Origin of the sequence: Streptomyces violascens (genome assembly GCF_014649955.1) — a bacterium.
Lineage (GTDB): Bacteria > Actinomycetota > Actinomycetes > Streptomycetales > Streptomycetaceae > Streptomyces > Streptomyces violascens.
The window spans coordinates 104791-126857 of the sequence record NZ_BMUA01000004.1 but is presented as its reverse complement, the minus strand read 5'-3'; the positions used below and the strand labels follow the sequence as shown (position 1 = coordinate 126857).

Below are 22067 nucleotides of genomic sequence, written 5' to 3'. Positions count from 1 at the left end.
TAGGCGAATCCCCCGTAATGGACGCCATCGGAATTTCGATGGAGCCGGATCGCCTTCCGGTACGTCCATTCCTCGACGCCGAAGTACGAGCGACGGAGGTGGCAGGGCCATGGCTGGTTTCCGCAGTCTGGCGAGACAGGTGCGCGACCCGAGGAACGATCTCGCGTTGCGGCGCTATTCGCTGCGCAAGTGTCTGGAGCGGTTCGCCCCCTACGGGCATCGGGCGACCTGGGACCATCTGTGCGGCAGGCACCGCATCGGGCCCGAGGACCGGGCACCCGATCCGGCGCGGCTGGTGGCCGCACTGGAGGAGCTGGAGGCGGCCAGGGCCGTCTGGCTCGCTTACGAAGTGGAGTTCGCGGCACGCAGGAAGCGTGAGAAGCACGCGGGGTTGCGGCGCCCGGGCTCCTTCGACGACTGGCACCGGCGCACCTGGGGCGGTTTCGGGGTGGCCTGGTGCGACGATCCCACGACACATCCCACCGAGCCGCTGGCCGAGGTGCTCGGCCGCATGATCGCGGCACTGCGGGCCGCGCCCGGCACGGTGTGCCCGGTGTGCGGGGGAAGCCGGCTGGTGTGGAACCAGGATCTGACCCACGAGCCGTGGTTCGGACCGGTCTGCTCGGGCTGCGGAATTCTGGTGCCGCGCCCGGTACTGACCTCCGAGGCGGTGGCACGAGCCAAGGCGGCACGGCGCGGAGAACTGGCATCGGTGGCGTGAGCGGCGCGGGGGCGAGCCGACTCTCCCCCGCGTTGCCAGAGGGCCCGCACGGCCAGAAGGACCCGCGTCGCCGGAGCGCCGCGCGTGGTCGAAGGACTTTGCATCGGCGGTGGCGCCCGCGTTGTCAGTGGGCTCTGGCACCATCGAAGACATGATCCAGGTCTGCCTGAACGGCGTACGAAGTGCCAAGGACGGCTCGGCGGTGCCGCTGTCCCCGGCCGCCTTGGCCCAGTCCGCGGCAGCGGCCGTCGCCGCCGGTGCGGCCGAAGTCCATGTCCACCCCAAGACGCCCTGCGGAAGCGATTCGCTCTCACCACGCGTGGTGGGCCCGGCCCTTGAGGCGATACGGGCCGCAGTGTCGGTGCCGGTCGGGGTGACCACGGGCGCCTGGGCGGAGCCGGATCCGGCCCGCCGGGTGGAACGCATCCGTTCCTGGACGGTGCTGCCCGACTACGCGTCGGTGAACTGGCACGAGGACGGCGCCGACGAGGTGGCGGCCGCGCTGCTCGATCGGGGCGTGGGCATCGAGGCGGGCATCTGGTCCGACACCCCCGCCGCCCAGCGCTTCCTCAACTCCCCTTATTTCTCAAGGACGTTGCGCATCCTCGCCGAAGTGATCGGCACGTCCGCGGAGGCCGCGGAGCCGACGGCGCATTCCCTGCTCGCCGAGCTGGGCGCCGCGCACGGCAGGCCCATCCTGCTGCACAGCCACGACGGCGGCACCTGGCCGGTGCTGCGACTGGCCCGCAGGCTGGGGCTCGACACGCGCATAGGCCTGGAGGACGTCCTGGTCCTTCCGGACGGCGCACGGGCCGAGTCCAATGCTCAGTTGGTGCGGGCAGCGCTGGCCTGCGCCTGAGGGCAGGGGGCCCGACCGTACAAAGGTGAGGGCTCGCGCGTAAGGGGGCGGAGCCGCTCAGCCCTTGCGCTCTGCCAGCAGCCGGGACCCCGTCTGACTGTCGCCGAAGACGTCGTCCGGATTGGACAGGACGCAGTTGTCCAGGGACAGACAGCCGCAGCCGATGCAGTCCGAGAGGTGGTCGCGCAGCCGGCCCAACTGGGTGATGCGCCGGTCGAGTTCGGCGCGCCAGTTCTCGGACAGGCGGGCCCAGTCCTCCTTGGTGGGGGTGCGCTCCTCGGGGAGCTCGGCCAAGGCGTCCCGGATCGTGGCCAGCGGGATGCCGACGCGCTGCGCGGCCCGGATGAAGGCGACGCGGCGCAGGGTGTCCCGGCAGTAACGGCGCTGGTTGCCCGAGGTCCGGCGGCTGGCGATCAGGCCCTTGGACTCGTAGAAGTGCAGTGCGGACACGGCAGCCCCGCTGCGCGCGGACAGCTGCCCGACCGTGAGCTCGTGGATCTTCTCTGGAATCTGCGGCACCCCTCGAACCCTACTGGCCCCGCCCCCGGCCCCCGCCGGGTGCCCTGCTCGCACAGGCCCGGCCCCCGCCCCGTACATCGTTGACAGGACCCGCGGCCCCAACCATGCTGAGCTAGCTGAGCAAGCGCTTGTACACGCGCTGCGCATGCGCTTTTTCATCACTGCGAGAGCGTCGCGAGAGGCAGGGACCAGGGACATGGCAGAGCCGAGGATCTTCACGTCCGCCGAGGAGCTGAAGGCCGGGGTGGGCGAGCAGCTCGGGCACAGCGACTGGCTGGAGATCGACCAGAAGCGGATCGACCTGTTCGCCGACGCCACCGGCGACCACCAGTGGATCCATGTCGACCCGGAGCGAGCCGCGGCCGGCCCCTTCAAGACGACCATCGCGCACGGCTATCTCACCCTGTCGCTGCTGCCGACGCTGGTCCCGCAGGTGCTGCGCGTCGAGGGCATGAAGATGGGCATCAACTACGGCACCAACAAGGTCCGCTTCCCCTCCCCCGTGCCGGTCGGCTCGCGGCTGCGCGCCACGGCGATGCTCACGGAGGTCGTGGAGGCGGGCGGCGGCGTCCAGGTGACGGCGAAGGTCACCGTCGAGCGCGAGGGCGGCGACAAGCCGGTGTGCGTGGCGGAGTCGGTCTCGCGCTACTTCTTCTGAGCCCGGCCGATCTTCCGCACCTGCCCGGGCCGGTCGGCCCGACTCGGAATCCGGCCGGGCCGGGGCCCGCTACTTCTGGGCCCCCACCATCCGCAGGACGAGGTCGGCATACAGCGCGCCGACCTCGTCGGGCGTGCGGCGGCCCTGGGTGTTGAACCAGCGGGCCACGTCGATGCAGAGCGAAAGCACGGCGAGCGTGGTGCCCGGCACGTCCGGCACGTCGAACTCGCCCGCCGCCACGCCCTCGTTGAGGATGCGGCGCACCGCGGCGTCGCTCTGCCTGCGCAGTTCCACGATCTCGCTACGGTGCTCGGCGCCGAGCGCGTCGAGTTCGTACTGGACCACGCGGGCCGTCATGTGGTGCCCCGCGTGCCAGCGGACGAAGGAACGCACCGCCGCGGAGAGCCGCTCGGCGGCGGTGCCCTCGCCCTCGGCCGCGGACCGGAGGATCTCCAGTGCCTTGTCGTGGCCGATCCGGCTGATCCGGTGGAGCAGCTCTTCCTTGGTCTTGTAGTGGATGTAGAGCGCGGCCGGGCTCATCCCGGCCCGGCCCGCGATGTCCCGGGTCGTGGTGGCGTGGTAGCCGCGCTCGGCGAAGGCCTCGACGGCGGCGACGAGCAGCCTCCTGGCCGCCTCGGGCGTGACCTCGCCCCACGGCTTCTCCTCGCCGCCGGCCGTCTCCTCGGTCACGTCAGCCGTGCCCATCGCTCGCCCCTTCCGTCCGTCCGCGCTTCCGTTCAGCAGGACGAACACCATACCCCGAGGGTGAGCAAGCGCTTAGAGCTTCTGGAACGGGTCATGTTCGGCCAGGAGCTTCTCCATGCGGGCCTGGTCGACGCGGCTGACGATCTGCCCGGCCTCCTGCCGGTCCCTGATCACCTTGGCCAGGGTGAAGGCGGAGGTGACGAGATAGAGGACCGCTATGCCGAGGAAGGCCCGCACCCAGGCGTCCGCCTGAAGCCGGAGAATGCCGATCGCGGTCGCGGCGAGCGCGATCGAGAAGGCGGCGACGGCCTGTCCGTAGTACGCCGCAGTGTTCTGCTGCTTGACCGGTGTCTCACTCATGGCGCACAGCATGGAGCGGATGTGGCGCGTGCCACATCCGCTCTCGTACTCAGTACGTACTCAGACGCCGGGGCCCGGCGCTCCTTGATCAGAAGGCCGAAACCCCGGTCTCCGCACGGCCGATGATGAGTTTCTGGATCTGGCTGGTGCCCTCGTACAAGGTCATCACGCGGGCGTCGCGCAGCAGCTTTCCGACCGGGTACTCGTCGATGTAGCCGTAGCCGCCGAAGACCTGAAGGGCGTTGTTGGCGCAGCGCACCGCGGCCTCGGAGGCGAACAACTTCGCCTTGGAGGCGGCGGTCGCGAACTCCTCGCCCCGGTCGATCAGATCGGCGACCCGCCAGGTCAGCAGCCGGGCCGCGTCCACGTCCACCGAGATGTCGCTGATCAGCTCCTGGACCAGCTGGTAGTGGGCGATCGACTTGCCGAACTGCTCGCGTTCGCCCGCGTACGCGACGGCCGCGTCCAGCGCGGCCCGGGCGATGCCGACGCATCCTGCCGCGACCGACATCCGCCCCTTGGCGAGCGCCGACATCGCGATCGAGAAGCCCTTGCCCTCGGGGCCGAGCAGCGCCCCCGCCGGGACCCGTACGTCGTCGAGGACGAGCTCGGCGGTGGCCTGGCCGCGCAGGCCGAGCTTGCCGTGGATGGTGCGGCGGGTCAGGCCCGGGGTGTCGGTGGGGACCAGGAAGGCGGAAACGCCGCGGTGACCCGGGGTGTCGTTGGTGCGGGCGAACAGCAGGACCACGTCGGCCCAGGTGCCGTTGGTGATGAACATCTTGGCGCCGTTGATCACGTAGTCGCCGGACGCGCCGTCCCGGACGGCCTTCGTGGAGAGGTTCCCCGCGTCCGAACCCGTGCCCGGCTCGGTGAGGCCGAAGCAGCCGAGGGCGTCGCCGGAGGTGAGCCGGGGCAGCCAGGCGCGCTTCTGCTCCTCGCTGCCCCAGGACGCGATGGTCTTGGTGACCAGGCCGAGCGAGACCGAGACGATGCCGCGGACCGAGGAGTCGCCGCGGCCGAGCTCCTCGGTGACCAGGCAGTACGCGAGGTGGTCGCCGCCGGAGCCGCCGTACTCCTCGTCGATGGTGAGCCCGAGGAAGCCGAGTACGCCCAGCTTCTTCACGATCGACTTGTCGACGTTCTCGGAGCGGTCCCACTCGACGACGTGCGGGGCGATCTCGCGGCCGACGAACTCCTCGGCGAGCTGCCGCACGGCCGCCTGTTCCTCGCTCAGCTCCAGGTTCATTTTCCCTGCACCCCAGATTTAATTACCACTGCTAGTTTTTGGTTGGCAGGCCCTACTATGTGCCGCATGGCCCGACCGCGCAAGCCCCTCCTGAGCACCGACCGCATCGTCGCGGCGGCGAGCGCGCTCGTGGACGCGGAGGGTCTGGCGGCCGTCTCGACCCGCCGTCTCGCCGCCGAGCTCGGGGTCAGCGGGCCCTCGCTCTACAACCACTTCCGCACCAAGGACGAGATCCTGGAGGCCGTCGCGGACGCCACCTCCGCGCAGGTCGACCTGTCGATGTTCGACGCGGACGACGACCGCGACTGGCGTACGTCCCTGCACGACTGGGCGCTCGCCTACCGCGCGGTCCTGACCCGCCACCCCCACATCGTTCCGGTCCTCGCCCAGGGGCCCGGCCGGCGCCCGGCCGGTCTTCGGCTGGCGGACGCGGTGTTCGGCGCGATGGTCGCGGCGGGCTGGCCGCCGGCCCAGGCGACCCGGATCGGCGCGCTGATGCGGTACTTCATCATGGGCTCGGCGCTCGGCTCCTTCGCCCGCGGCTTCGTCGACGACGAGGCGGCGTACGACCCGGCGGACTATCCGCACCTGGGCCAGGCGCACCTGCTCGCCGAGCGGCAGGAGAAGATCGACGAGGGCGCGTTCGAGACGGGGCTGCGGGCTTTGCTGGATGGGCTGTCGATGCAGTACGCGGCGCTGGGCGGCTAGCCGGTCGCCCCAAGTCCCGCTCCCTTCCCGGCCGCTCGGGCAACACCTGGCCCCGCGCGAAAATCCGGACGGCGACGGACCGCCTCTCGCCTACTGTGCATGACCATGACCAACACCTCCCCCGAGCGCCGCTCCGCTCGGCTCGCCCTGGCCGCCGTGGCGGTCTCCGTCGTGCTGTGGGCCTCGGCCTTCGTATCGATCCGCAGCGCCGGGGAGGCCTACTCCCCCGGCGCGCTCGCCCTCGGCCGCCTGCTCGCCGGGGCGCTCGTCCTCGGGCTCTTCCTGCTCATACGCCGCGAGGGGCTGCCGCCGCGAGCCGCCTGGCCGGGCATCCTGGCGTCCGGTTTCCTGTGGTTCGCCTGCTACATGGTGGCCCTCAACTGGGGCGAGCGGCAGGTCGATGCCGGTACCGCCGCGATGATCGTGAACATCGGGCCCATCCTCATGGCGCTGCTCGCCTCGCGCTTCCTCGGCGAGGCGCTGCCGCCGCGCCTGATCGCCGGCATGGCCGTCTCGTTCGCGGGCGCGATCGCGGTGGGGCTCTCCATGTCGGGCGACGGGCACGCCTCGGTGCTCGGGGTGGTCCTGTGCCTGGTCGCGGCGGCGACGTACGCGGCCGGAGTCGTCCTGCAGAAGCCGGCCCTGCGGCACGGCAGCCCGCTCCAAGTCACCTTCTTCAGCTGCCTGGTGGGGGCGGTGGCCTGTCTGCCGTTCAGCGGTCAGCTGCTCTCGGACGCCTCGCACGCGCCCGCCTCGGCGACGCTGAACATGGTGTACCTGGGGGTGTTCCCGACCGCGCTCGCCTTCACTACATGGGCGTTCGCGCTGGCCCGCACGTCGGCGAGCCGCATGGGGGCGACGACGTACGTGGTGCCCGCGATGGTCGTGCTCATGTCCTGGGCGGTGCTTGACGAGGTTCCGGCCGTGCTCACCCTGGTCGGTGGGGCGATCTGCCTCGCGGGAGTGGCTGTCTCGCGGTCCCGCCCGCGAGGCTCCGGGGGTGGGGTCACTGTGACATCCGGGCCCGCCTCCTCCGCCGGGGGCGAGCCGTCCGGACCCACGCCCGACCCCCATCCTGGTGAGCGGGTCAACTGATCGCTCCCGCACATTGGTTGGCCGCGTGAGGGTCGCCCGCGGCTGGCCACGCAGTTTCCCGCGCCCCTGTCGGTACCGGGGCGCGGGGAACTGCGCGATCAGCCCCCACCGGCCTGCGGACAAAGCACTCACGCTCCCCAGCCGGCGCCCCCTAACCCCCTAAAACACCACCAGCGCCCGACCCCCCTTACCCTTCACCATGTTGTCGAAAGCCGCCGGGATGCCGTCCAGGGCGATGCGTTCGGACACCAGCGCGTCGAGGTCCAGGCGGCCCTCCCGGATGTGGTTGGCCAGGGTCGGGACGTCCGTCGCCGGGTTGGAGTTGCCGTATACGCAGCCCGCCAGCGTGCGGCCCCAGTGGAAGAGCTCCAGCGCGTTGAAGGTGACCTGCTGGTCCTTGCCGCCGATGCCGACGACGGTGGTGCGGCCGCCGCGCCGGGTCGACTCCCACGCCGTACGAATGGTCACCGCGCGGCCCACGCATTCGACGGCCACGTCCGTGCCCTGGCCGCCGGTGAGCTTGCGGATGTCCTTGGCGGTGGTCTCGGAGGCGACGACGAAGTCGGTCGCGCCGGCCCGGCGGGCCAGCTCCTCCTTCTCCGGGGAGACGTCGACGGCGATGATCTGCGCGGCGCCCGCGATCCGGGCCGACTGGAGGGTGGCCAGGCCCACCCCGCCCGCGCCGAACACCGCGACCGTCTCGCCCGCCCGCACCTTCGCCGCGTGGTGGATCGCCCCGTACCCCGTGAGGACCGCGCAGCCGAGCAGCGCCGCCTCGGTGAGCGGGATGCCCTCGGGGAGCGGGATCAGGCAGTTCTCGGCGACGACGGTCTCCTCGGCGAACGCGGCCACGTTCAGACCCGGGTGCAGCTCGGTTCCGTCGGCGGTGCGCGCGTACACCGAGGCCGCGCCGTTCAGCGCGTTGACGCACAGCCACACCTCGCCGAGCGAGCAGGGGTGACAACTCCCGCAGGACGGAGCCCAGTTGAGGACGACCTCGTCACCGGGGGCCACCGAGGTGACGCCCTCGCCGACGGAGACCACGGTGCCCGCGCCCTCATGGCCGAGGACAGCCGGGGCCGGGACCCGCATGGTGCCATTGGTGAGCGAGAGGTCGGAGTGGCAGACCCCGGCGGCGGCGAGGCGGACCCGCACCTGGCCGGGGCCCGGCTCGGGAAGGTCGATGTCGGTGATCTCCAACGGAGAGCCGACGGCGGGCAGTACAGCGGCGCGAACCATGACGTGCGTTACTCCTGAACGGTAAGAGAGGGGGTGCGGACTCGGAAGCGGCCCAGAAGCGACTCAGAACTGCAGCGACTTCGTCTGGAGGTACTCGGTCAGGCCGTGCACGCCGAGCTCGCGGCCCACGCCCGACTGCTTGTAACCGCCGAACGGCGCAAGGGGGTTGAAGCGTCCTCCGTTGATGTCGACCTGGCCGGTGTCCATGCGGCGCGCGAAGGCCACGGCTTCCGCGTCGTCGGCCGCCCAGACCCCGCCCGCCAGGCCGTACACGGTGCCGTTGGCGATCCGCAGGGCGTCGTCCTCGTCCACGTACTTGATGATCGAGACGACCGGGCCGAAGATCTCCTCCTGGGCGATGGTCATCTCGGGGGTGACGTCGGCGAAGACCGTCGGCGTGACGTAGTAGCCCCGCTCCAGGGGCGCTTCGGGGCCGCCTGCGACGATGCGGGCGCCCTCCTGCACGCCCTTCTCGATGTAGCCGCGTACGCGCGCCAGCTGCTTGGCGTTGACGAGCGGGCCGACGCGGTCGCCCACGGTGTACTTGGCTGCGGCGGCCGAGGCCAGCTCGACGGCCTCGTCGTACTGGTCGGCGTGGACCAGCATCCGCGTCCAGGCGCTGCACGTCTGGCCTGAGTTGCCCATCACGTTGGCGACGCCGACGCCCACGGCCTTGGCGAGGTCGGCGGAGGGCAGGATGACGTTGGCGGACTTGCCGCCCAGCTCCAGGGCGACCCGCTTGACGGCGGCGCCCGCCGTGGCGCCGATCGTCTTTCCGACGGCCGTCGAGCCGGTGAAGGAGACCAGGTCGACTCCTTCGTGCTCGGCGAGCGCCCGGCCCGCGACCGGGCCGAGGCCGGTGACCAGATTGAACACACCGGCGGGCAGACGGGCTTCGTGCGCCACTTCGGCGAAGAGCTGCGCGGTCAGGGGCGTGTCCTCGGCGGGCTTGAGGACGACCGTGCAGCCCGCCGCCAGAGCGGGAGCCACCTTGTTGACGATCTGGTGCAGCGGATAGTTCCAGGGCGTGATCGCGCCGACGACCCCGACCGGCTCCTGGTAGACGGTGGAGTTCCCGATCTTCTCCTCGAAGGCGTACGAGGCGGCCAGCTCGGCGTACGAACCGGCGATCGCGATCGGCAGGCCCGTGTGCACGGCCTGGGCGAAGGCCGGCGGCGCGCCCAGTTCGGCGCTGATGGTCGCGGCGATCTCGTCCTTGCGGGCGACCAAGTGGTCCCGCAGCGCCGTCAGCTTGGCCGCGCGCTCGGCGGGCGGGGTCGCGGACCAGGCCGGGAGTGCCGCGCGGGCGGCGTGCACCGCGCTGTCGACGTCCTCGGCCGTGCCCGCCGGGACGTGGGCGATGACCTGCTCGTCGACCGGGTTCACCACCGCGATGGTGTCCTGGCCTGCGGCGGATCGCCACTCGCCGCCGATGTACATCCCGTCGTGGGCCTTCATCGCATTCCTCCCGAGCCGGACCGGTGTCGTACGCCGCTCAAACTAGCGCCGTTAGTTTTTGGGCGCCAGGGGCGGCCCGGGCGACCGGGGCCCGGTCGCCGGTGGTTCTCACCGGCGCCATCCTCCTGGTCCCGGGCGGCACTGCGCCAGGCACCCCCTTCGGCCACCGCCGACACCGCCCGGGACGGACGCCGACGTCGCCCGGCACGCGCACCGGCGCGGCACGAAGGACGTGCCGCGCCGGTGGAGTTGGCCGAAAGGGAGGGTCAGATGATGCCGAAGAGGATGCCCGAGCCGAGCACCACCAGGCAGGTGAGCGCCGCCCATTTCACCGTGAACCGGGTGTGGTCGCCGAACTCGACCTTCGCCATGCCGACCAGGACGTACACCGCGGGAACGAGCGGGCTCGACATGTGGAGGGCCTGTCCGGCCAGCGAGGCGCGGGCGATCTCCAGCGGGGAGACGCCGTGCGCGGCACCGGCCTCGGCGAGGACGGGCAGCACGCCGAAGTAGAAGCCGTCGTTCGACATGAAGTAGGTGAGCGGCAGGCTGAGCACCCCGGTGACCAGGCCCATCTGCGAGCCCATGCTGTCCGGCACCACGCCGACCAGCCAGTCGGCCATGTGCTTGACCATGCCGGTGCCGTTGAGGACGCCCGTGAAGACGGCGGCCGCGAAGACCATGCCGGAGACGTTGACGACATTGTCGGCGTGGGCGGCGATGCGGGCCTTCTGGTCCGGGATGTGCGGGAAGTTCACGGTCAGCGCGAGGGCCGCGCCGATCAGGAAGAGCACCGGGATCGGCAGCCACTCCATGATCATGGAGGTGAGCAGGGCGACGGTGAGCAGCGCGTTGAACCAGTACAGCTTGGGCCGCAGGGTCTCCCGGGCCGAGTCGAGCCCCTGGAAGTCGTCTCCTTCGGGGGCATCCACGCCGCCGCCGCTCGCCTTGCGCGGGGTGTCGCCCGAGCCGGAGCCGGAGCCCGAACCCGAACCGCCGGCCCCGACCAGGACGGTCTCCGACTCCGGCTCCAGGACCTTGTCGAGGGACAGATAGCCGACGCGCCTCCGCTCGCGCATGCCGAGCACGTACGAGAGGACGAGGACGGCGACCAGGCCGACCGCGAGGGCGGGGATCATCGGCACGAAGATGTCGGAGGCGTCCAGCTTGAGCGCGGTCGCGGCGCGGGCGGTCGGGCCGCCCCAGGGGAGCGTGTTCATGACGCCGTTGGCGATCGCGGCGACGCCCGTCATCACGACGAGGCTCATGCCGAGCCGCTTGTAGAGCGGGTACATCGCCGAGACGGTGATCATGAAGGTGGTGGAGCCGTCACCGTCGAGCGAGACGACCGCGGCCAGCACCGCCGTGCCGACGACCACGCGCATCGGGTCGGCCTTGCAGAAGCGCAGGATGCCTCGCACGATCGGGTCGAAGAGGCCCACGTCGATCATCACGCCGAAGTAGATGATCGCGAACATGAGCATCGCGGCGGTCGGCGCCAGCGAGCCGACGCCCTTGATGACGTAGTCACCGAGATGGGCTCCCTTGCCGACGAAGACGCAGAAGAGAGCGGGGATCAGAACCAGCGCCGCGATCGGCGACATCTTCTTCAGCATGATCAGGACCAGGAAGGTCGCGATCATGCCGAAGCCGAGGATGGTCAGCATGGAGGACACCTAACGTTCACCCTTGAACTCCCACCAGGGGCTGGCGGTGCGGATGACGTTAGGTCGCCGTTTCAATCCTTAACAAGATGTTGACACCTGAGCAATACGAGCAAAACTCCAGGTCACGATAGGGGTACGACTTCGACGGGGAAGCCGTTGAGCACGGAGGTCCCCGACAGCGGGTCGAACCGGGAGCCGTCGAGGAGCTGGTTGACGTTGACACCGGGGCGGTCGGCGGCGACCGCGAGCCGGCTGCCGGGCCTGCTGTGTCCCCACCCGTGCGGCAGGCTGACCACGCCGACGCGGACGCTGTCGGTGATCTCCACGGGGGCCGCGACGGCTCCCCCTTCCGAGGTGATCCGTACGTCGGTGCCGTCGGCCAGGCCGAGCCGGGCCGCGTCCTCGGGGTGGATCTGGAGGGTGCAGCGGTTGGAACCGCCGGTCAGGGCGGGGATGTTGTGCAGCCAGCTGTTGTTGGAGCGCAGATGGCGCCGGCCGACGAGGACCAGGGAGGCGGGCCGTTCGGCGAGGGCGGCGCGCAGCCGGGGCAGGTCGGCGGCGATGGGCGCCGGCAGCAGCTCGATGCGCCCGCTGCGGGTCCTGAGCACCTGCGGGAGGCGCGGCCGAAGCGGCCCGAGGTCGATGCCGTGGGGGTGGGCGAGCACGCGGTCGAGGGTGAGTCCGCCGGGGCGGGCGCCGAAGCCGTCGCCGTACGGGCCGAGCCGGAGCATGAGGTCGAGGCGCCGTTCGGGGCCGCCCTCGCCGGTGAGCCTGGCCGCGAGTTCCTTCGCGTCCTGGCCGTGCACGGGCGAGTGCGGGTCGGCGACGGCCTTGGCAAGGGCGCTGTCGACGACCATCGCGTCCACGGCGGCGGGCTCCGCGCCGTGCATCCCGCTCGCGGCGAGCACGAGCCGGGCATGGATCTCGCACTCGTCCATGCGCCCTTCGGCGAGCGGCACGGCGGGCCGGGTGTAGCGGACCTGGTTGCGGACGGCGAAGCCGTTGAAGGCGAAGTCGAAGTGGGCGCTCTGGGAGGGCGGCGGCGGGGGCAGCACGACGTCGGCGTGCAGCGACGTCTCGTTGAGATACGGGTCGATGCTGACCATGAAGTCGAGCCCGGCGAGCGCCCGGTCGAGCCGGTCTCCGTCCGGCGCGGAGAGGACCGGGTTGGCGGCGGAGGCGATGACCGCGCGGATCTGTCCTTCGCCCGGCGTCTCGATCTCCTCGGCGAGGGCGGCGAGCGGCAGTTCGGACTTCACCTCGGGGTGTCCGCCGACCCGGCTGTGCCAGCGCCCGAGCGCGAAGCCCTTGCCGGGGCCCGCCGGGCGGGGCGTCCGGTCGGTCGCGGAGAGCGGGAAGAGCGCGCCGCCCGGCCGGTCGAGGTTGCCGGTGAGCACGTTGAGTACGTCGACGAGCCAGCTGGCCAGGGTGCCGTGCTCGACGGTGCAGCTGCCGATCCGGCCGTATACGGCGGCGGTGGGTGCGGCGGCGAGTTCGCGGGCGATGACCCGGATGTCGTCCGGGGCCACATCGCATACGGGTCCGACCACATCGGGCGTGAACTCCCTTACCGCGTCGGCCACTTCACCGATTCCCTCGATGTGCGCCTCGATCTCTCCCGGTGCGGTGAGCTTCTCCTCGAAGAGCACCTGGGCGATCGAGGCGAGCAGCAGGGCGTCGGTGCCGGGCCGGATCGCGACGTGCCGGTCGGCGAGTTTCGCGGTACGGGTGCGGCGCGGGTCGACGACGGTGAGGGTGCCACCGCGCCTGCGCAGCGCCTTCAGCTTGCCCGGGAAGTCGGGGGCGGTGCACAGGCTGCCGTTGGACTCGAGGGGGTTGGCGCCGAGCAGCAGCAGATGGGCGGTGCGGTCGAGGTCGGGCACGGGGATGGCGAACGGGTCGCCGAACAGGAGCCCGCTGGAGACGTGCTTGGGCATCTGGTCGAGCGTGCTCGCGGTGAAGAGGTTGCGGGTGCGCAGCGCGCCGAGCAGGACCGGCGGGTAGAGCGCACCGGCCATGGTGTGGACGTTGGGGTTGCCGAGCACGACACCGACCGCGTTCGGCCCGTACTGCTCGACCATGGGCCGCAGGCGGGCCGCGATCAGGTCGAAGGCCTCGGCCCAACTGGCCTCCTCCAGTACTCCGTTGCGGCGGACGAGGGGGCCGGTGAGCCGGTCGGGGTCGGAGTCGATCTCCCCGAAGGAGGCGCCCTTGGGGCAGATGAACCCCTGGCTGAGCACGTCGTCCGCGTCCCCGCGGGCGCCGGTGACCCGGGTGCCCTCGACGGTGAGGCTCAGCCCGCAGGTGGCTTCGCAGAGCGGGCAGATACGCAGGGCGGTGCGGGACATTCGTCCTCCCAGGGCGACGGCGCGCGGGCCCTTCGAGCATACCGACCGGTAGGCATGTGGGGGAGGGTCCGGCCGGGGTCAGTCCAGGGTGCGGGCGAGGTAGGCGTGCAGCAGCTGCCGGGTTTCCGCGACGATGCCCGGGTCGCCCTGCGGGTCCGTGCGGAAGGCGAGGCGCAGCGTGGCGTCGGCGGCCTCCACCGCGACCAGGATGATCCGGCGCAGGTCCGCGTCCAGGGTGCGGCCGAACTGGGACGGCAGCAGCTCGGCGAGGCGGTCGGCGAGGATGTGGTTGGCGTCGGAGTCCGGGTCGGGCACCGGCTGGGGGCCGCCGAAGTCGACCAGGTTGAACCCGGGCACCGTCTGCTTCAGGACGAGGTACTCGTCCAGGACCGCGTCGACGGCGCCCCGCCAGTCGGCCGCCTCGATGTTCTCCAGGCGCGCGTTGATCATGCCGGCGTAGCGGTCGAGGTTGCGGGCGGCGAGTGCCTCGGCCATGGCCCGCTTGTTGGGGAAGAAACGGTAGACGGACCCGATGGGCACGCCCGCGCGCTGGGCGACCGCCCTGGTGGACAGGTCTTCGTAGCCGGTTTCGTCGAGGAGTTCGGCACAGGCGTCGAGTATCCGGGACAGCCGCTCGGCGCTGCGCTGCTGCACGGGTGCCCGACGGAGGTTCGCGTGGAGATCAGGACCAGGAGACACGCGCCCATCATCCCCCGCCCGGCCGGTTTTCCCGTTGACGCGACCGCATCGTAATCCTACGGTTGAGCATAGGATTCCGGCACGGGAGCAGGAGAGCGGACGATGACGACCACCACCGGCGAACAGGCGAGGAAGATCGCGGAGGGCCTCGGCCACTCCCACGGCTTCGGCAATGAGCACAGCTCGGAGGCCGTCCCTGGCGCCCTTCCGCACGGCCGCAACGCACCCCAGCGCGCCCCGCTCGGCCTGTACGCGGAGCAGCTGAGCGGATCCGCCTTCACCGAGCCGCGCGCGGACAACCGCCGCTCCTGGCTGTACCGGATCCGGCCATCGGCCGCGCACCCTCCGTTCGCCCGCACCGACAACGGACACCTCCGCTCGGCCCCCTTCACCGAGTCCGTGCCCGACCCGAACCGGCTGCGCTGGAACCCGCTGCCCGAGCCGCCGGCGGGCACCGACTGGCTGGCGGGCCTGTGGACGCTCGGCGGCAACGGCGACGCGACCCAGCGCACCGGCATGGCCGTGCACCTCTATCACGCCAACTCCTCCATGGAATCAAGGGTGTTCAGCGACGCCGACGGCGAGCTGCTGATCGTTCCCGAGCGCGGCGGCCTGCTTGTGCGCACCGAGCTCGGCCTGCTCGCCGCCCGCCCCGGCGAGGTCGCCCTGATCCCGCGCGGCGTCCGCTTCCGCGTCGAGCTCCTCGACGAGAGTGCCCGCGGGTACGTGTGCGAGAACTACGGCCGCCCCTTCGAGCTGCCCGAGCTCGGCCCGATCGGCGCCAACGGCCTCGCCAACGCCCGGGACTTCCGGGCACCGGTAGCGGCGTACGAGGACGTCGAGGGCCCGGTGGAGGTGGTGAACAAGTTCTGCGGCAACCTCTGGACCGCGACCTACGACCACTCCCCGCTCGACGTCGTCGCCTGGCACGGCACGCACACGCCGTACGTCTACGACCTGCACACCTTCAACGTCATCGGCACCATCAGCTACGACCACCCCGACCCGTCGATCTTCACGGTGCTCACCTCGCCGTCCGACACCCCGGGCCTGGCCGGTGTCGACTTCGTGGTGTTCGCGCCGCGCTGGCTGGTCGGCGAGGACACCTTCCGCCCGCCGTACTTCCACCGCAATGTGATGAGCGAGTACATGGGCCTCATCGAGGGCGCCTACGACGCCAAGGCCGAAGGCTTTGTGCCGGGCGGCGGCTCGCTGCACAACATGATGTCGGCGCACGGTCCGGACCGGGAGACCTTCGACCGGGCGAGCGCCGCCGAGCTGAAGCCGCAGAAGATCGACGACGGCCTGGCCTTCATGTTCGAGACGCGCTGGCCGGTGACCGCCACCGAGCAGGCGGCGACGGCCGACCACCTCCAGCGGGGCTACGACGAGGTGTGGCAGGGTCTCCAGCGCCACTTCCGCTCCTGAGCACCACCTGATACGGAATCCCTGTGACCTCCTCCTTCGCACCCGACTCCCTGGTCCTGAACCGGAAGCTGCCGCTCTGGTACCAGGTCTCCCAGTCGCTGCGCGCCTCGATACTGGGCCGCTCCCCCGACGCCTCGCTGCGCCTGCCCACCGAGGAGCAGCTCGCGGCGCACTACGGGGTGAGCGTGCTGACGATGCGTCAGGCACTCAAGGAGCTGGAGGGGGAGGGCCTGATCAGCAGGCACCGGCGGCGCGGCACGTTCATCGAGCCGGCCGCCCGCCGGGCGTCCCCGGTCCGGCTGCTCGGCTCGATCGACGCGATCGTGGCCCAGCAGTCGGGCGAGCGGACCACGATCCTGGGCCACGGCCCGGAGCCCGTGCCGGGCGACCTCGCCGAGTACTTCCCGGGCTGCCCCGAGGTCGTCGCGTACCGGCGGCTGCGGTGCGACGAGAGCGGCGAGCCGACCAACTGGGCCCACAACGCGCTGCGTCCGGAGGTGGCCGCCGCGATCGACCTCGCGGACCTCAGGCGCTGGCCGATGACCAAGGTGCTGCGGGACGCGGTCGGGGTGGACATCGCCCGCATCACGGACACGGTGGAGGCCCGCCTCGCCGACCCGGTGACCGCCGAGCTGCTCCAGGTCCCGCTGCTCTCACCGATCCTGCACTACACGGGCGTGGCGTACGACGGAAAGGGCCAGGTCGTCGATGTGGCCCGGATCCACTACCGCGGCGACCGCTTCTCGTTCTCGGTGACGGTCGAGGCGCGCTGAGGGCAGTCACTAGCATGCTGGCTGTGAGCGATGACGTGCCTCTCCTCGACGACCTGATGCCCTGGTCGGTGGCTCCGCCGCGGCTGGGGCGCGACTGGGTGGTCGCGCCCGACGAGCGCACCCTGAGATCGCGCTGGGACCTGCTCGTCCGGTCCGAAGGGGCCGAGCGGGAACGTCTTTTCGGCCCGACCCGGTCCCGTACGCTCCGGATGTCCGTGGCCGCCCTGCCCGGCCGGACCTCCGGCACCGGCCCGCTGGCGCAGGAGCGGGGCCCGTGCCCAAACCCGGTCCGCATCCGGTACGGGCCGTTCGACGAGCAGTGGCTGATACCGGACCAGCGCCTGATCGACGCCGCCCGGCCGGAGCTGTGGCGGGTGGCGGACGAGCACCAGCTCTTCGCGGTGGAGCAGGCGTATGCGCCGAAGGACGCCGGACCCGCTCTGACCGTCTCCGCCGCGCTGCCCGACGGCCGCTCCCCCGCCGGCCGCCCGGGCCGCATCCGCCCGCTGCATCGCCGCCCGGGCGGCCTCGAACCGAACCTCGCGCCGGGCCTGCTCCCCTTCCTCGCGCGGGCGTACGGATGCGAGGTCGCTCCGCACGACGTGCTCGCCTGGGCCGTGGCGGCCGCCCGGCCGGGCGCCGCGGGGAGTGCGGTACCACTGCCGCAGGAGCCCCAACTGTGGTCCACCGGCGTCGAGTTGGGGCATCGCATGACCGCGCTGATGCTGCGCGGGGCACGCGGCGGCGAGAAGCCACGGCTGCCCGGCGGCCGGCGGCCCTATGTGCGGGCGGCGATCCCGGCCCGCCCGCGGGAGCTGCGTTACGACGCCGAGGAGGAGACCCTGCACGTGGGCGACGGCGGCCGGATCTCACCGGTGCCGCGTGAGGCGTGGGAGTTCGAGGCCGGCGGGGTGCGGATCCTCGACCTGTGGTTCCAGCGGCGCACGGAACCCGCGGAGCCGGGCACGCTCGCCGCGGTCGGCCCGGCCGACTGGCCGCAGGAGCGGACCTCGGACCTGCTCGAACTGATCACCATGCTCGCCCTCCTCGGCGAACTGCGCTCACAGCAGACCGAGTTGACGGACGCGATCAATAAGCCGGTGACGAGCGGCGAGCTTCGCGCGGCCGGCGTACTTCCAGCACCGGCCGGGGCGCGGCACCCCGCGTCCGTACTCGATCACCACGAGGAGGGGCCCGGGGGCCAGTTCGCGCTGATCTGAGCAGCGCTCAGGCCTGATACTCCGTCAGATCGATGGCGTGGATGTTGAGCGCGTGCCCGAACTCGGGGTGCACCGTCTCGCGCTCCAGCTTCATGCCGAGCTTGCGCATCACGTTCTCGGAGGCCTCGTTGCCCACCCGGGAGATGCTGATGACCCGGCCGAGCCCGCGGTCCTGGAGCGCGAACTCCAGCGAGGCGTGGGCCGCCTCGGACGCGTACCCCTGACCCCAGAACGGCCGGCCGAGCCGCCAGCCGATCTCCACCTCGTGCGCCGCCTCGGGCAGGAAGTACGGCACGGACAGACCGGTGAAGCCGATCAGCTCGCCGGAGCCGAGGAGCTCGACGGCGAAGAGCCCGAAGCCCTCGTCGTCCCACTCGTCCTCCCAGCGCTCGATGTTCTCGGCGGTCGTCTCCAGATCGCGGACCGAGCCGTCGCCGATCCAGCGCATGACCTCCGGGTCGGCGTTGATCTCCGCCATGGGGACGAGGTCGTCGTCGGTCCAGCGGCGCAGAAGGAGGCGGGGGGTGCGGATCTCGGTCATGTTCCCATCCTGCACGGACCGGGGCCGAGCCGGAAATCCGCCCCCCGCTACTTGTCGAAACCGTCGAGTGTCCTGGTCAGCGCCCGCTCGAAGACCGCGTCCAGGTCGATGGGCCCCGAGTCCTCCGCGAAGGCCGCGGCCAGGCGCGGGTAGCGGCCCGTGGAGACCTGGCTCAGGAGGTAGCCGATCCGCACCCCGTGCTCCTGCTCCGCCGACCAGGGCAGCGACCGGGTGCGCTCGGCGGTGGCGATCTCGTTGGCGACGTAGGTGGTGACGACGCCGTTCACCGAGGCGATCAGTTCCATCTTCGTGCCGTACCTGGCATCGAGCGGGTCCAGGCAGGTCATGCAGTGCTCCAGGTAGCGCAGCGCGTTCGGGCTGAAGCCGTACACCGGGGACATGAGGCCCGGCACCCAGGGGTGGCGGTGCATCAGCGCGCGGGTCTGGTGGGCGAGGCCGAGCATGTCGGCCCGCCAGTCCCCGGTCGGTTCGCTCAGCTCGTACTCGGCGCTGACCGCGTCCACCATCAGCTCGTACAGGTCCTCCTTGCGCGGCACGTAGTTGTAAAGGGACATCGTTGCGCAGCCGATCCCGGCCGCGACATGGCGCATGGAGACCGCGTCGATGCCGTCCGCATCCGCGATCCGCACGGCGACGGCCGCGATGTCGGCACGGCTGAATGCGGGCCTGGGGCCCCGTCCGGCGCGCTCGGGGCGCGCCCAGATCACTTCTGGTTCAGCAGGTCGCCCTGCCATGGATCATCACCTCGCCCCCCATCCTAGTTACGTACACCGTACGTAGTGCGCTATGGTGTGCCGCATGACAACTACGTACGCTGTACTTAGTGAAGGTCTGGAGAAGCGCTTCGGCGAGGTCCACGCGCTGCGCGGGCTCGATCTGGCGGTCGCCGAAGGCACCGTCTGCGGGGTGCTCGGCCCCAACGGAGCGGGCAAGACGACGGCCGTACGCCTGCTGACCACGCTGCTCGCGCCGGACGCGGGCTCCGCCCGGGTGGCCGGGTACGACGTGGTGCGCGAGCAGGACGCGGTGCGCCGGCGGATCGGTGTCACCGGCCAGTCGACCTCGGTGGACGTCGAGCTCACCGGTCGGCAGAACCTCCAGCTGTTCGCCAAGCTGCACGGCATGCGCGGCGCGGCCGGACGTGAGCGCGCGGCCGAACTCCTCGATCAATTCGACCTGTTGGACGCGGCCGGCCGCGCGGCCGGCACGTACTCCGGCGGCATGCGGCGCCGCCTCGACCTCGCCGCGAGCCTGCTCACCCGCCCCCGGGTGCTCTTCCTCGACGAGCCCACGACCGGGCTCGACCCGGCCAGCCGCAACCAGATCTGGGCCGCCGTGCGCGCCCTGACGGCCGAGGGCACGACCGTGCTGCTCACCACCCAGTACCTGGAGGAGGCCGATCGGCTCGCCGACGACATCGTCCTGATCGACCAGGGCCGCTCCGCCGTCACCGGCACCCCCGCCGAGCTCAAGGCCAGGATCGGCTCGTACGCCCACGTGGTCGTCACCAGCGAGGCAGAAATGCCCCGAGCGGCGGCCGTTCTCGACCAGTTGACCGGCTCCGAGCCCCAGCTCGACGCCGTCGAACGAACGGTGGGCGCGGTCTCCATGGACGCGACGCTCACCCTGCCCCGCATCGTGCGCGCGCTGGACGCGGCCAGGGTCCCGATCCTCGACGCGAGCCTGCGCCCGCCCACCCTCGACGAGGTGTTCCTGCGCCTCACCGACACCGCCGACTCCCGCAAGGAGCTTGTGACATGAGTTCGCTCGCGTACGACAGCACGGCCATGTTCGGCCGCCAGCTCCAGCGCATCAAGCACGCGCCCGGCGTGCTGGTCCTGACCCAGACCATGCCGATCACGATGCTGCTGTTCTTCGGCTACGTCTTCGGCAGCGCACTCGCCATGCCGGGCGAGCAGTACCGGGCGTATCTGGTGCCCGGCCTCCTGGTGGCCACCGCCGCGGGCGGCCTGATGACCGGGATGTTCCAGGCCGCGCAGGACTCGCACCGCGGCGTGATGGACCGGCTCCGCACCCTGCCGATGAGCCGGGCCGCGGTGCCGGCCGGCCAGAGCGCGGCCGATCTGCTGACCACCGCCCTCGGCATGATTCCGCTGATGCTCGTGGGGCTCGCGGTGGGATGGCAGGTCGAGAACGGGCCGCTGGGCGCGCTCGGCGCCTTCGGGCTCCTGATGCTGCTCCGCCTGGCGACCACCTGGATGGGCTCGTTCCTCGGGCTCCTGACGCGGAGCGAGGAGGCCGCCGGGCAGCTGGGCTCGGCGACGTTCATCCTGCCGCTGCTCTCCAACGCGTACATCCCCACAGACAAGCTCCCCGGCTGGCTGCGCACGATCGCCGAGTGGAACCCGATCAGCGCGGTCGCCTCCGCCGTCCGGGATCTCTGCGGCAACGCCGCGCCCGCCCCGGACGCCGCCTGGCCGGTCGCCCACCCGGTCGCGGGCTCGCTCGCCTGGTGCGCCTTCCTGCTGCTGATCTTCGTGCCGCTCGCGGTACGCCGCTACGCGAATTCGGGCCGCTGAGCAGGGCCACGGGGTGACAAGGGCGGTCCGTACGCGATAGGTACGGCTATGAGCACTCAGCCGCTGCCCCTTGAAGGCATCACCGTCGTCGCCGTCGAACAGGCCGTCTCGGCGCCGTTCGCGACCCGCCAGCTCGCCGATCTGGGGGCCCGCGTCATCAAGGTCGAGCGCACCGACGGCGGCGACTTCGCCCGCGGCTACGACACCGCGGCGCGCGGCCTCGCCTCGCACTTCGTGTGGTGCAACCGGGGCAAGGAGTCGGTGGCCCTCGACCTGAAGGACCCGCGCGGCCTGGACGTACTGCACCGGCTGATCGCCGACGCCGACGTGTTCGTGCAGAACCTCGCGCACGGCGCGGCCGCCCGGCTCGGCCTGGACGCGGCCACCCTGTGCGCGGCGCACCCGAGACTCGTCGCCGTGGACATATCGGGCTACGGCTCCGAGGGCCCGTACGCGCACAAGCGGGCCTACGACATGCTGGTGCAGTGCGAGGCGGGTCTGGTGTCGGTCACCGGGACGCCCGAGCAGCCCGTCAAGGCCGGGATCCCGGCCGCCGACATCGCGGCCGCCATGTACGCCTTCTCGGGCGTCCTGGCGGCCCTGGTGCGTCGCGGCACGACCGGACGCGGCGGTCCGGTGGAGATCTCGATGCTGGAGGCGCTCGCCGAGTGGCTCGGGCATCCACTGCACCATGTGATGCACGGGGGCACCGAACCGGCGCGCACCGGTGTCGCGCACGCCGTGATCGCGCCGTACGACGCCTACCCCACGGCCGACGGCGGGCAGGTGCTGCTCTCGGTCCAGAACGACCGGGAATGGCGACGGCTCGCCCAACTCGTCCTGGAACGGCCTGAGCTGGCGGACGATCCGGCCTTCGTCACCAACGCGGCGAGGGTCACGCACCGGACGAAGACCGACGAAGTGGTGGCGCAGGCGCTTGCCGGGCTCACGGCGGTCGAAGCGGTCGGCCGGCTGGAATCGGCGGGGATCGCCTGCGCCCGGCTCAACACGGTCGAGGACGTGGCCGCGCATCCGCAGCTGGCGGCACGGGGCCGCTGGCGGGAGGTGGAATCACCGGTGGGGCCGCTGCGGGCGCTGCTGCCGCCCATCAATCTGGGCGGCAGCCTGGAGGCGCGTATGGGTGCGGTGCCCGCGCTCGGCGAGCACACCTGCGCAGCCCTGCGGGCCCTGGGAATGACGGACGAGCAGGTGGCAGAGCTGCGCCGGGACGGCGTGATCGCCTGAACGCGGGGCGCCGGGAG

General features: G+C 71.6%; 22 protein-coding genes. 11 read left to right on the top strand and 11 right to left on the bottom strand.

Annotated features, from left to right (window positions below; genetic code table 11):
• The first annotated feature begins 109 nt into the window (after positions 1–109).
• Positions 110–721 carry a hypothetical protein gene (locus IE206_RS11555; protein ID WP_189962022.1) on the top strand — a complete coding sequence of 204 codons (612 nt, stop codon included), beginning with the start codon at positions 110–112 and terminating at the stop codon, positions 719–721.
• Positions 722–872: 151 nt separating this feature from the next.
• Positions 873–1580, top strand: coding sequence for a 3-keto-5-aminohexanoate cleavage protein (locus tag IE206_RS11550; RefSeq protein WP_189962021.1), 708 nt, complete (start codon positions 873–875; stop codon positions 1578–1580).
• 57 nt (positions 1581–1637) lie between these two features.
• Here IE206_RS11550 and soxR read toward each other — a convergent pair whose 3' ends face one another.
• Entirely contained in the window at positions 1638–2099 is a 462-nt protein-coding gene (gene soxR, locus IE206_RS11545) for a redox-sensitive transcriptional activator SoxR (RefSeq protein ID WP_226598754.1), read from the bottom strand.
• Between the two features lie 196 nt (positions 2100–2295).
• On the opposite strand from soxR, the gene IE206_RS11540 reads away from it, so the two are divergent.
• Positions 2296–2757 (top strand): MaoC family dehydratase, encoded by a 462-nt coding sequence (locus tag IE206_RS11540; RefSeq protein WP_189962019.1) that lies wholly within the window; start codon positions 2296–2298, stop codon positions 2755–2757.
• A gap of 69 nt (positions 2758–2826) precedes the next feature.
• Here the strand turns inward: IE206_RS11540 and IE206_RS11535 are convergent, their stop codons facing one another.
• The 3 genes from IE206_RS11535 to IE206_RS11525 form a co-directional block, all read right to left on the bottom strand.
• Positions 2827–3462: a TetR/AcrR family transcriptional regulator gene (locus tag IE206_RS11535; protein ID WP_189962018.1), complete on the bottom strand. Its 636-nt coding sequence runs from the start codon at positions 3460–3462 to the stop codon at positions 2827–2829.
• Between the two features lie 72 nt (positions 3463–3534).
• Positions 3535–3822 carry a YiaA/YiaB family inner membrane protein gene (locus IE206_RS11530; protein ID WP_189962017.1) on the bottom strand — a complete coding sequence of 96 codons (288 nt, stop codon included), beginning with the start codon at positions 3820–3822 and terminating at the stop codon, positions 3535–3537.
• 88 nt (positions 3823–3910) lie between these two features.
• The gene (locus IE206_RS11525) at positions 3911–5068 is read right to left on the bottom strand and encodes an acyl-CoA dehydrogenase family protein (RefSeq protein WP_189962016.1); all 1158 of its coding nucleotides are present in this window, start codon (positions 5066–5068) and stop codon (positions 3911–3913) included.
• Between the two features lie 66 nt (positions 5069–5134).
• On the opposite strand from IE206_RS11525, the gene IE206_RS11520 reads away from it, so the two are divergent.
• Both IE206_RS11520 and IE206_RS11515 read left to right on the top strand, forming a co-directional pair.
• Complete coding sequence (locus IE206_RS11520) at positions 5135–5776, top strand: TetR/AcrR family transcriptional regulator (RefSeq protein ID WP_189962015.1); 642 nt, start codon at positions 5135–5137, stop codon at positions 5774–5776.
• 105 nt (positions 5777–5881) lie between these two features.
• Positions 5882–6871 carry a DMT family transporter gene (locus IE206_RS11515; protein WP_189962014.1) on the top strand — a complete coding sequence of 330 codons (990 nt, stop codon included), beginning with the start codon at positions 5882–5884 and terminating at the stop codon, positions 6869–6871.
• Between the two features lie 159 nt (positions 6872–7030).
• On the opposite strand, the gene IE206_RS11510 is transcribed toward IE206_RS11515, so the two are convergent.
• From IE206_RS11510 to IE206_RS11490, 5 genes are all read right to left on the bottom strand, one after another.
• Positions 7031–8110: a Zn-dependent alcohol dehydrogenase gene (locus IE206_RS11510; RefSeq protein ID WP_189962013.1), complete on the bottom strand. Its 1080-nt coding sequence runs from the start codon at positions 8108–8110 to the stop codon at positions 7031–7033.
• A gap of 63 nt (positions 8111–8173) precedes the next feature.
• On the bottom strand, positions 8174–9568 hold the full coding sequence (locus IE206_RS11505; RefSeq protein ID WP_189962012.1) for an aldehyde dehydrogenase family protein: 1395 nt from the start codon (positions 9566–9568) through the stop codon (positions 8174–8176).
• 266 nt (positions 9569–9834) lie between these two features.
• Entirely contained in the window at positions 9835–11235 is a 1401-nt protein-coding gene (locus IE206_RS11500; protein WP_189962011.1) for a CitMHS family transporter, read from the bottom strand.
• 122 nt (positions 11236–11357) lie between these two features.
• Positions 11358–13583, bottom strand: coding sequence for a molybdopterin oxidoreductase family protein (locus IE206_RS11495; protein WP_189962010.1), 2226 nt, complete (start codon positions 13581–13583; stop codon positions 11358–11360).
• A 78-nt stretch (positions 13584–13661) separates the two neighbouring features.
• Positions 13662–14282, bottom strand: a complete 621-nt coding sequence (locus IE206_RS11490) for a TetR/AcrR family transcriptional regulator (protein WP_189962009.1) — start codon at positions 14280–14282, stop codon at positions 13662–13664.
• A 102-nt stretch (positions 14283–14384) separates the two neighbouring features.
• Here IE206_RS11490 and hmgA point away from each other — a divergent pair, with 102 nt between their 5' ends.
• From hmgA to IE206_RS11475, 3 genes are read left to right on the top strand one after another with little or no spacing between them, the layout of a single operon-like run.
• Positions 14385–15710 (top strand): homogentisate 1,2-dioxygenase, encoded by a 1326-nt coding sequence (gene hmgA, locus IE206_RS11485; RefSeq protein WP_189962008.1) that lies wholly within the window; start codon positions 14385–14387, stop codon positions 15708–15710.
• 23 nt (positions 15711–15733) lie between these two features.
• A complete protein-coding gene (locus tag IE206_RS11480) occupies positions 15734–16483 on the top strand; it encodes a GntR family transcriptional regulator (protein ID WP_189962007.1) in 750 nt (249 codons plus the stop codon).
• Between the two features lie 14 nt (positions 16484–16497).
• Positions 16498–17703: a type ISP restriction/modification enzyme gene (locus IE206_RS11475; protein ID WP_189962006.1), complete on the top strand. Its 1206-nt coding sequence runs from the start codon at positions 16498–16500 to the stop codon at positions 17701–17703.
• Positions 17704–17710: 7 nt separating this feature from the next.
• On the opposite strand, the gene IE206_RS11470 is transcribed toward IE206_RS11475, so the two are convergent.
• Entirely contained in the window at positions 17711–18244 is a 534-nt protein-coding gene (locus tag IE206_RS11470) for a GNAT family N-acetyltransferase (protein WP_189962005.1), read from the bottom strand.
• Between the two features lie 47 nt (positions 18245–18291).
• Positions 18292–18999 carry a TetR/AcrR family transcriptional regulator gene (locus IE206_RS11465; RefSeq protein ID WP_189962004.1) on the bottom strand — a complete coding sequence of 236 codons (708 nt, stop codon included), beginning with the start codon at positions 18997–18999 and terminating at the stop codon, positions 18292–18294.
• Between the two features lie 64 nt (positions 19000–19063).
• On the opposite strand from IE206_RS11465, the gene IE206_RS11460 reads away from it, so the two are divergent.
• Genes IE206_RS11460 through IE206_RS11450 form a run of 3 tightly spaced genes read left to right on the top strand, consistent with a single transcriptional unit; the run spans position 19064 to position 22050 of the window.
• Positions 19064–20026 carry an ATP-binding cassette domain-containing protein gene (locus IE206_RS11460; RefSeq protein ID WP_189962003.1) on the top strand — a complete coding sequence of 321 codons (963 nt, stop codon included), beginning with the start codon at positions 19064–19066 and terminating at the stop codon, positions 20024–20026.
• Entirely contained in the window at positions 20023–20805 is a 783-nt protein-coding gene (locus IE206_RS11455; protein WP_189962002.1) for an ABC transporter permease, read from the top strand. Before IE206_RS11460 ends, IE206_RS11455 begins: the two co-directional genes overlap by 4 nt.
• Positions 20806–20853: 48 nt before the next feature.
• Positions 20854–22050 carry a CaiB/BaiF CoA transferase family protein gene (locus IE206_RS11450; RefSeq protein WP_189962001.1) on the top strand — a complete coding sequence of 399 codons (1197 nt, stop codon included), beginning with the start codon at positions 20854–20856 and terminating at the stop codon, positions 22048–22050.
• Positions 22051–22067 lie beyond the last annotated feature (17 nt).